The following is a 9,032-nucleotide window of genomic DNA, read 5'->3' on the forward strand; positions in this document are numbered from 1 at the left end:
CCCGCTCCTGCCCCCGCTCCTGCCCCCGCTCCCGCTTCCGCTTCCGCCGCCGTGCGCGGGGTCAGCGACGGGTCCTGGCGGAGTACGGCCCCGTGCAGTTCGGCCAGTTCGGGGCCCGGGTCGACGCCGAGTTCGTCGGCGAGCCGCCGCCGCACCTCGGTGAGCGCGGCCAGCGCCTCCCCCTGCCGTCCGGCCTGGTAGAGCGCGCGGACGTGCACCGCCCACAGCCGTTCGCGCAACGGATGCGCGGCCACGAGCGCGGACGTGTCCCCGACGATGCGCGGCGCCTCCCCGAGCGCGAGTCGGGCCGCCACCAACTCCTCGGTGACGCTGAGGCGTTCCTCCTCCAGCCGGGCCGCCACCGGGTCGGCGAACGCCTCCCCGCCGAAGTCCGCGTACGCGGAGTGGCCCCGCCACAGGTCGAGCGCCGCCCGGTAGCCGTCGGCACGCCGCCGGGCGTCGTCCTCGCCACGAGCCCGCGCGGCGAGTTCACGGAAGCGGTAGACGTCGACGTCGTCCGCCCGCAGCGCGTACCCGGGCGGCCCGAAGGTGACCAGATGCCGCGCCTCCGGCTCGGCGGCGGCCAGCGCGCGGCGCAGCGACGACACCTTCGTCTGGAGGGTGTTCACCGGGTTGCCGGGCTGGCGCGCACCCCACAGCGCCTCCGCGAGGCGACCCACCCCCACCGGGCGGCCCTCCTCCGCGAGCAGCAGGGCCAGCAGCGTGCGCACCTTCAGCTCCGGGATCGGGACGGGCCGACCGTCGGCCGACCAGACGGTCACCGGACCCAGGACCCCGAAGCGCATGACCACACCGTAACCGGCCCCGCCGACACCGTGCGTGGACCGTCGGCGGTTCGTGCGCGGGCGGCGGCACAGTCACCTCAGCGGTCGGCGCCACGGCCGTCGGTGCGCCGCCCCCCACCGCAACGGGGGGGGGCGGCGTGACCACCGAACCCCAACTACCGGAAACGAGAACTGACATGAGCGAGACCGCCACCAACAACCCCGCCGTCACCCCCACCGCCGTGACCGTACTGGGCCTCGGACCGATGGGCCGGGCCCTCAGCCGGGCCCTGCTGGCCGCCGGCCACGACCTCACCGTCTGGAACCGCACCCCGGGCCGCGCCGGCGAACTGCTCGAACTCGGCGCCAAGGAGGCGGCGAGCCCCGCGGACGCCGTGTCCGCCGGTGACCTCGTGATCGTCTGCGTCGTCGACTACGACGCCGCGCACGCCGTCCTCGAACCCGCCGCCGACGCCCTGCGCGGCCGCACGCTGGTCAACCTCACGGCCGACACCCCCGACCGCGCCCGCGCCACCGCCGAATGGGCGCGCGAACACGGGGTGGAGTACCTGGACGGGGCGATCATGAGCCCCGTCCCGCTCATCGGCACCGCCGACGCGGTGGTCCTCTACAGCGGCCCGGCGGACCTCTTCGAGCGGCACCGGCGCACCTTCGCCGCGCTCGGCGGCACCGCCGCCTACCTGGGCGCGGAACCGGGCCGGGCCGCCGCCCACGACGTCGCCCTGCTGGACTTCTTCTGGACGATGACCAGCGGCTACACGCACGCCCTCGCGCTCGCCCGCGCCGAGGGCGTCAGCGCCGAGGACATCGCGCCCTTCGCCCAGGGCATCCTCGGCTTCATGCCGACCCTCCTCGACGAGTTCGCACGGAACGTCGACGCCGGCGACCACCCGGGCGACGAGAGCACGATCGCCTCGGCGCACGCCACCTTCGAGCACATCGTGCACGTCGCCGAACACCACCGCCTCGACCCGGGCGCCGCGGCGGCCGCACTCCGCCTCACCACCCGCGCCCTCGCCGCCGGCCAGGGCACCCACGCCTTCAGCCGCACCGCCGACCACCTCCGACAGGGCTGACGCGCGGCGCAGCGCCCGCCCGGTCTACTTCCCGGCCTCGGGGCCGTACCACTGGAGGGGCTGCCCGGTGACCGCCGCGATGCACTCGAAGTCCCGATCCCGGTGCAACAGCGTGAGGCCCTGAAGCTCCGCCGTGGCGGCCACCACCAGGTCCACAGGGCCGGCACTACGGTGCCGGCCCTGCCTGGTGAGCGCCTCCTGCACCTGCCACGCACGGTCGTACGCGCGGTCGTCGACGGGTACCCATCCGAACACCAGGCGCAGGCCCTCGACGCCCTGGGCGCGGTCGGCTGCTGACCGGGCGCTGTGGAAGAACTCCAGATCGGTGATCGGGCACGTCGCGATGAGCCCTGCCGCAGCCGCCTGGTCCCAGCCGTACTGCTCAGCGTCGGTGTGCATGAAGCGCGCCAGCGCGCTGGTGTCGATCAGGAACTGCGCGGCGTTCATCGACGGTAGTCGCGCTTGTTCTCGAAGAGGCTCAGGTCGAAGGCGCCGTCAGCCGACGCCGAGCGTAGCCGGGCCAGCGCGAGGGCTCTCCGTCGGCTCTCCAGGACCTCGCGCAGGGCGGTGTTGACCGTCTCCTTCTTCGTGCCGGTGCCCAGGGCCTGGGCCACATCGGACAGCAGCTCGTCGTCGATGTCGATCACAGTGCGACTCATGGATGCTCCCTTCTATGCATCAAGTATGGCATCGAAGATATCCGTCAGGTAGCCCGAATCCGCTTCCGGGCCCGGTCCGGATCGTGGATACGTGTTCCTTCCGCATACCTGTTGTATCTATGGTGTCGGCATGTGCCCAGCCGCCGCCGCAGCCCACACCTCCAGCGCCGCCTCGCCCGCGCGCGGCCAGCCCGCCGCCGAGCGCGTCTACCGGCACGTCAAGCAGGCGGTCCTCGACCGCCGCTACGAGGGCGGGGAACTGCTCACCGAGGGTGAGCTCGCCGAGGCCGTCGGCGTCTCCCGCACCCCGGTCAGGGAGGCGTTGCTGCGCCTCGAGGTGGAGGGCCTGCTCAAGCTCTATCCGAAGAAGGGCGCGCTGGTCCTTCCCGTCTCCGCGCAGGAGATCGCCGACGTCGTGGAGACGCGGCTGCTGGTCGAGGAGCACGCCGCGCGCCGGGCCGTGCCCGTCCCCGCCGGGCTCGTCGAACGGCTGACCGAGCTGCTGGAGCGGCAGAAGCAGCAGGCCGCCGCCGGCGACCTCGCCCAGGTGGCGGTCACCGACCGCTGCTTCCACGCGACGCTCGTCGAGGCCACCGGCAACCGCATCCTCACCCGGCTCTACGACCAACTGCGCGACCGCCAGCTGCGGATGGGCGTCGCCGTCATGCACGCCCACCCCGAACGCGTCGAACGCAACATCGCCGAACACGGCGAGATACTGCGGGCGCTCCAGGACGGTGACGCGGACGCCGCCGTCGCCGCCGTGCACCGGCACGTCAGCTCCGTGCGCCGGCTGCTGCACGGCGACGCCGCCCGATGAGCGGCCGCGAACCGCTCGCAGCCCCGACCCGGCTGCCCGGCGACCCGCCGGGCGGCCGACGCGCGATCCTGGTCTGGGGCGTGGGCGTCGCCGTCTACTTCGTCGCCGTCACCTACCGCACCAGCCTCGGCGTCGCCGGGCTGGAGGCCGCCGACAGGTTCGCCGTCAACGCCTCCGCGCTGTCCACCTTCTCCATCCTCCAACTCCTCGTCTACGCGGGCATGCAGATACCGGTCGGCCTGCTCGTCGACCGCTGGGGCGCCAGACGCACCCTCACCCTCGGCGTCACGCTTTTCACCATCGGACAGTTCGGCTTCGCGCTGGCCGACTCCTACCCGGCGGCGCTCGCCTGCCGCGCGCTGCTCGGCTGCGGCGACGCGATGACGTTCATCAGCGTGCTGCGACTCGGCTCCCAGTGGTTCCCCGCCCGGCGCGGGCCGCTGATCGCGCAGATCGCCGCGCTCATCGGAATGGCCGGCAACCTCGTCACCACACTCGTGCTGGCCCGGGTGCTCGCCGCGTTCGGCTGGACCCCGACGTTCGCCGGCAGCGCCGTCGGCGGCCTCGTGGTGCTGCTGCTCGTACTGACCGTCCTCCGCGACCGCCCCGAAGGGCACCCGCCGCCGACCACCGCGCACCTCGGCCCCGGCTACGTCCGCCGCCAGATCGGCGAGGCCTGGCGCGAGCCCGGCACCCGCCTCGGCATGTGGGCGCACTTCACCACGCAGTTCCCGGCCATGCTGTTCCTGCTCCTCTGGGGGCTGCCGTTCCTCGTCCGAGACCAGGACCGCACGATGGCCGAGGCCGGCGGGCTGCTCACCCTCATCGTGCTGTCCAACATGGCGATCGGCCTCGTCTACGGCCAGCTCGTCGCCCGCCGGCAGGAGGCCAGGACGCCGATCGTGCTCGGCACGGTCGGCGCCACCGCCGCCGTCTGGGCCGCCGTACTGGCGTGGCCGGGGGCCGCCCCCACCTGGCTGCTGGTCACCACCTGCGTCGTCCTGGGGGCCTGCGGCCCCGCCTCCATGGTCGGCTTCGACTACTCCCGCCCGGCGAACCCGCCCGAGCGGCAGGGCACCGCCTCCGGCATCGTCAACATGGGCGGCTTCACCGCCTCCATGACCGCCCTCCTCGGCGTCGGCGTACTGCTCGACGCGACCGGCGACGACTTCCGGGTCGCGTTCTCCGTCGTCTTCCTCCTCCAGGCCCTCGGCGTCAGCCAGATACTCCGCCTCCGCCGCCGCGCCCGCCGCCGCGAGCACGAACACCACTTCGCCAGCCGCGTCACCACCGTCCACGTCCCCGCCTGAGCAACCGGCCAAACCGGGGTGTTCCACCCCTCGCGGCGGGCCGCTCGGCTCCGCGGACAGGGCCGAGCGGCCCTGATCGCGTGTTCCTGCTGTTGCCGACGAGGGGCGCCGGTTTCACTCGAAGTGGTGACCACGAGGTTCGTGAGTCGCCTTGAGTCGGACAGACTCAGCTTTGTGTACTCTTGGAGTCGCAGGACATCGGACTGTATGGGTGCCAAGGTGCCAGGTGTAACGAGGAGGAGACCCGCCCGTGGAAGCCGAGCTGACCAACAAGAGCCGCGAAGCGATCAGCGCGGCCAACAACCGCGCGCTCACCGACGGCCACCCCGACATCACGCCGCCGCATCTGCTGCTCGCCCTGCTGGAGGGCTCGGACAACGAGAACATCCGCGACCTGCTCGCGGCCGTCGAGGCCGACCAGGCCGCGCTGCGTTCGGGGACGGAACGGCTGCTGGCCGCGCTGCCCCGGGTGCAGGGATCGACGGTCTCCAGGCCCCAGCCGAACCGGGAACTCATGGCCGTCCTCGCCGACGCCTCGCAGCGTGCGAAGGAGCTGGGTGACGAGTACGTCTCCACCGAGCACCTGCTGATCGGCGTCGCCGCCCAGGGCGGGCAGGCCGGGGAACTGCTGAAGGAGCAGGGCGCCACGGCGAAGAAGCTGCTGGACGCGTTCCAGCGCAGCCGCGGCGGCCAGCGGGTCACCAATCCCGACCCGGAGGGCACGTACAAGGCGCTGGAGAAGTTCGGTACGGACCTCACGGCCGCCGCGCGCGACGGGCGGCTCGACCCCGTCATCGGGCGGGACCACGAGATCCGGCGGGTCGTGCAGGTGCTGTCCCGGCGTACCAAGAACAACCCCGTCCTCATCGGCGAGCCGGGTGTCGGCAAGACGGCCGTCGTCGAGGGGCTGGCCCAGCGCATCGTGAAGGGCGACGTACCCGAGTCGCTCCGCGGCAAGCGGCTCGTCTCGCTGGACCTCGGCGCGATGGTCGCCGGGGCCAAGTACCGGGGCGAGTTCGAGGAGCGGCTGAAGACGGTGCTGGCGGAGATCAAGTCCAGCGAGGGCCGGATCATCACCTTCATCGACGAGCTGCACACCGTCGTCGGCGCGGGCGCCGGCGGGGACTCCGCGATGGACGCCGGGAACATGCTGAAGCCGATGCTGGCGCGCGGCGAGCTGCGCATGGTCGGCGCCACCACGCTCGACGAGTACCGCGAGCGCATCGAGAAGGACCCGGCGCTGGAGCGGCGCTTCCAGCAGGTGCTCGTCGCGGAGCCGTCCGTCGAGGACTCCATCGCGATCCTGCGCGGGCTCAAAGGGCGCTACGAGGCGCACCACAAGGTGCAGATCGCGGACAGCGCGCTGGTCGCCGCCGCCGCGCTCTCCGACCGCTACATCACCTCCCGCTTCCTCCCCGACAAGGCCATCGACCTCGTCGACGAGGCCGCCAGTCGGCTGCGCATGGAGATCGACTCCTCGCCCGTGGAGATCGACGAGCTCCAGCGCTCGGTGGACCGGATGCGGATGGAGGAGCTGGCGCTGGCCAACGAGTCGGACGTCGCCTCCCAGGAACGCCTCGCCAAGATCAAGCGGGACCTCGCCGACCGCGAGGAGGAGCTGCGGCAGCTCACCGCCCGCTGGGAGAAGGAGAAGCAGTCCCTCAACCGAGTCGGCGAGTTGAAGGAACGCCTGGACGACCTGCGCGGCCAGGCCGAACGTGCGGAACGTGACGGCGACTTCGACACCGCCTCCAAGCTGCTGTACGGCGAGATCCCTTCCTTGGAGCGGCAGTTGGAGGCCGCCGCCGAGGCGGAGCAGGAGGCCGCCCGGGACACGATGGTCAAGGAGGAGGTCGGCCCGGACGACATCGCCGACGTCGTCGCCTCCTGGACGGGCATCCCCGCCGGCCGGCTGCTGGAGGGCGAGACGCAGAAGCTGCTGCGCATGGAGGAGGAGATCGGGCGGCGGCTCATCGGGCAGGAGGAGGCCGTACGGGCCGTCTCCGACGCGGTGCGGCGCTCCCGCGCGGGCGTCTCCGACCCGGACCGGCCCACCGGCTCGTTTGTCTTCCTCGGCCCCACCGGCGTCGGCAAGACCGAGCTGGCCAAGGCGCTCGCCGACTTCCTCTTCGACGACGAGCGGGCCATGGTCCGCATCGACATGAGCGAGTACAGCGAGAAGCACTCGGTGGCCCGCCTCGTCGGCGCGCCGCCCGGCTACGTCGGCTACGAGGAGGGCGGCCAGCTGACGGAGGCGGTCCGCCGCCGCCCGTACACGGTCGTCCTGCTGGACGAGGTGGAGAAGGCCCACCACGAGGTCTTCGACATCCTGCTCCAGGTGCTCGACGACGGCCGACTGACGGACGGCCAGGGCCGGACGGTCGACTTCCGCAACACCATCCTCATCCTCACCTCCAACCTCGGCAGCCAGCACCTGCTCGACCCCCTCGCCAAACCGGAGGAGCAGAGGGAGAAGGTGCTCGTGGCGGTGCGGACCGCCTTCCGCCCCGAGTTCCTGAACCGGCTCGACGACCTGGTCGTCTTCTCCGCGCTCGACTCGGAGGAACTGGAGCGGATCGCCCGCCTCCAGATCGACAGCCTCCAGCGCCGCCTCGCCGACCGCCGGCTCACCCTCGACGTCACCCCGGCCGCGCTGCACTGGCTCGCAGTCGAGGGCAACGACCCCGCGTACGGCGCCCGGCCGCTGCGCCGGCTCGTGCAGACGTCCATCGGCGACCAACTGGCGCGGGAGATCCTCTCCGGCGAGATCCGCGACGGCGACACCGTGCGGGTCGACGTCCCCGAGGCCGGACGGGAGGGGCTGAGCGTCAGCCCCGTCCGCGACTGACCCGTCCGCGACCGACCCGTCCGCGACCGACTCGTCCGCGACCGACCCGTCCCGGAGCGCCCGGCACGGCCCGGTCCCCTCCCCGCCCCGGGAGCGGAACCGGGCCGTCCGCGCGCCGGGCCGTGCCGGGCTTGCCAGGACGGGGCGGGGGTGAGGGAGGATGGGCGAAGCCGTACGAAGGGAACACCTACGTGAGCATCGACCCGTCCTCGATTCCGAACTTCGGGGGCCAGCAGCCGCAGCCGCAGGGAGGCCCGGCAGGACCGGTCATCCCGGACCAGGAGCTGGTCAAGCAGCTCCTGGAGCAGATGGAACTCAAGTACGTCGTGGACGACGAGGGCGACCTCGCCGCGCCGTGGGAGGAGTTCCGCACGTACTTCATGTTCCGTGGTGAGGACGAGCAGCAGGTCTTCTCGGTCCGTACGTTCTACGACCGGCCGCACGCCATCGAGGACAAGGTCAAGCTCCTCGAGGCGACCGACGACTGGAACCGCCGCACCCTGTGGCCGAAGGTCTACAGCCACACCCACGACGACGGCACCGTCCGCCTCATCGGCGAGGCGCAGATGCTGATCGGCATGGGCGTGGCCCTGGAGCACTTCGTGTCCAGCACGGTCAGCTGGGTGCGGGCCTCGATCGAGTTCGACAAGTGGCTCGTGGAGACGCTGGGACTGGAGAAGGACGCCGAGTCCGGCTCCGACTCCGACGAGGCCTGAAGCGCCTCGTCCCACCGACCTCCCCCGCGCGCCCGGCCCGCCAGGCCGGGCGCGCGGTGCGTCCGCCGCCCGACGTCTCACCCCAACCGGTGAACGAACTGGTCGCGCAGCTCGTAGCGCGCGGCCACCACCGCCAGCCGACCGGCCGCGACACGCGCCGCCAGGTCCGGCTCGGCCGCGAGCGCGTCCCGCACCCGCCGGGCGTTCGCGCTCACCGTCGCGTCCACCCGGGCAGCGCCGTGCTGCGAGTGGTCGATGGCCGGGAAGATCTGCTCGGCGACGTACTGGATGTGCGCCGGCAGCTTCTCGCCGGTCTCCTCGGCGTGCACGGCCGCCGCCACCGCGCCGCACGACTGGTGCCCCAGCACGAGCACCAACGGGATGTCCAGCTCCAGCACCCCGTAGGCGACGCTGCCGAGCACCGCCTCGTCCAGCACACCGCCCGCCGATCGGACCGTCATCAGGTCCCCGAGCCCCTGGTCGAAGACCAGCTCCGGCGGCACCCGGGAGTCGATGCAGCCGAGTATCAGCGCGAACGGCCGCTGCCCGGAGACCAGCACCTGTCTGATGTGCCGGTTCTCGTGCGGATGCCGCTGGCGCAGGCTGCGCCAGCGCTGGTTGCCGCGCGCCAACTCACGCAGCGCGGCCTGTGGCGTCTCCGGCCGCACCCCCAAACCGCCGCCGCCCGGCGCGGCCAGCGCCGAGCCGCCGAACGTCAACACCGCCCCGGCGGCGGCCGTCCCGCCCACCGCCGCCCTCAGCACCGTCCGACGGTCGGTCCCGGCCCGCCCGTCGAC

General features: G+C 72.7%; 9 protein-coding genes. 5 read left to right on the top strand and 4 right to left on the bottom strand.

Features of this window, described 5'->3' with window-relative positions; translation table 11 throughout:
• A partial coding sequence (locus FNX44_RS19345; RefSeq protein ID WP_143649586.1) for an AfsR/SARP family transcriptional regulator occupies positions 1-806 on the bottom strand: 806 nt, incomplete at its 3' end.
• A 176-nt stretch (positions 807-982) separates the two neighbouring features.
• Between FNX44_RS19345 and FNX44_RS19350 the strand changes: the two genes are divergently transcribed.
• On the top strand, positions 983-1,882 hold the full coding sequence (locus FNX44_RS19350; RefSeq protein WP_143649588.1) for an NAD(P)-dependent oxidoreductase: 900 nt from the start codon (positions 983-985) through the stop codon (positions 1,880-1,882).
• A gap of 24 nt (positions 1,883-1,906) precedes the next feature.
• Here FNX44_RS19350 and FNX44_RS19355 read toward each other — a convergent pair whose 3' ends face one another.
• Together FNX44_RS19355 and FNX44_RS19360 are read right to left on the bottom strand one after the other, a co-directional pair.
• On the bottom strand, positions 1,907-2,329 hold the full coding sequence (locus tag FNX44_RS19355; protein WP_143649590.1) for a PIN domain nuclease: 423 nt from the start codon (positions 2,327-2,329) through the stop codon (positions 1,907-1,909).
• Positions 2,326-2,541: a type II toxin-antitoxin system VapB family antitoxin gene (locus FNX44_RS19360; protein ID WP_143649592.1), complete on the bottom strand. Its 216-nt coding sequence runs from the start codon at positions 2,539-2,541 to the stop codon at positions 2,326-2,328. The genes FNX44_RS19355 and FNX44_RS19360 overlap by 4 nt, the downstream gene beginning before the upstream one ends.
• A gap of 130 nt (positions 2,542-2,671) precedes the next feature.
• Here FNX44_RS19360 and FNX44_RS19365 point away from each other — a divergent pair, with 130 nt between their 5' ends.
• The 4 genes from FNX44_RS19365 (at position 2,672) to FNX44_RS19380 (ending at position 8,235) form a co-directional block, all read left to right on the top strand.
• Positions 2,672-3,361, top strand: a complete 690-nt coding sequence (locus FNX44_RS19365) for a GntR family transcriptional regulator (RefSeq protein WP_143649593.1) — start codon at positions 2,672-2,674, stop codon at positions 3,359-3,361.
• A complete protein-coding gene (locus tag FNX44_RS19370) occupies positions 3,358-4,671 on the top strand; it encodes an MFS transporter (protein ID WP_143649595.1) in 1,314 nt (437 codons plus the stop codon). Before FNX44_RS19365 ends, FNX44_RS19370 begins: the two co-directional genes overlap by 4 nt.
• Positions 4,672-4,921: 250 nt before the next feature.
• Entirely contained in the window at positions 4,922-7,519 is a 2,598-nt protein-coding gene (gene clpB / locus FNX44_RS19375; protein WP_143649597.1) for an ATP-dependent chaperone ClpB, read from the top strand.
• A 191-nt stretch (positions 7,520-7,710) separates the two neighbouring features.
• Positions 7,711-8,235, top strand: coding sequence for a type III secretion system chaperone family protein (locus tag FNX44_RS19380; protein ID WP_143649599.1), 525 nt, complete (start codon positions 7,711-7,713; stop codon positions 8,233-8,235).
• A gap of 77 nt (positions 8,236-8,312) precedes the next feature.
• On the opposite strand, the gene FNX44_RS19385 is transcribed toward FNX44_RS19380, so the two are convergent.
• Positions 8,313-9,032 (bottom strand): carbonic anhydrase (locus FNX44_RS19385; protein WP_228450021.1); only part of this gene is annotated, 720 nt, incomplete at its 5' end.

Origin of the sequence: Streptomyces alkaliterrae, from assembly GCF_007097205.2 — a bacterium.
GTDB classification, from domain to species: Bacteria; Actinomycetota; Actinomycetes; order Streptomycetales; family Streptomycetaceae; genus Streptomyces; species Streptomyces alkaliterrae.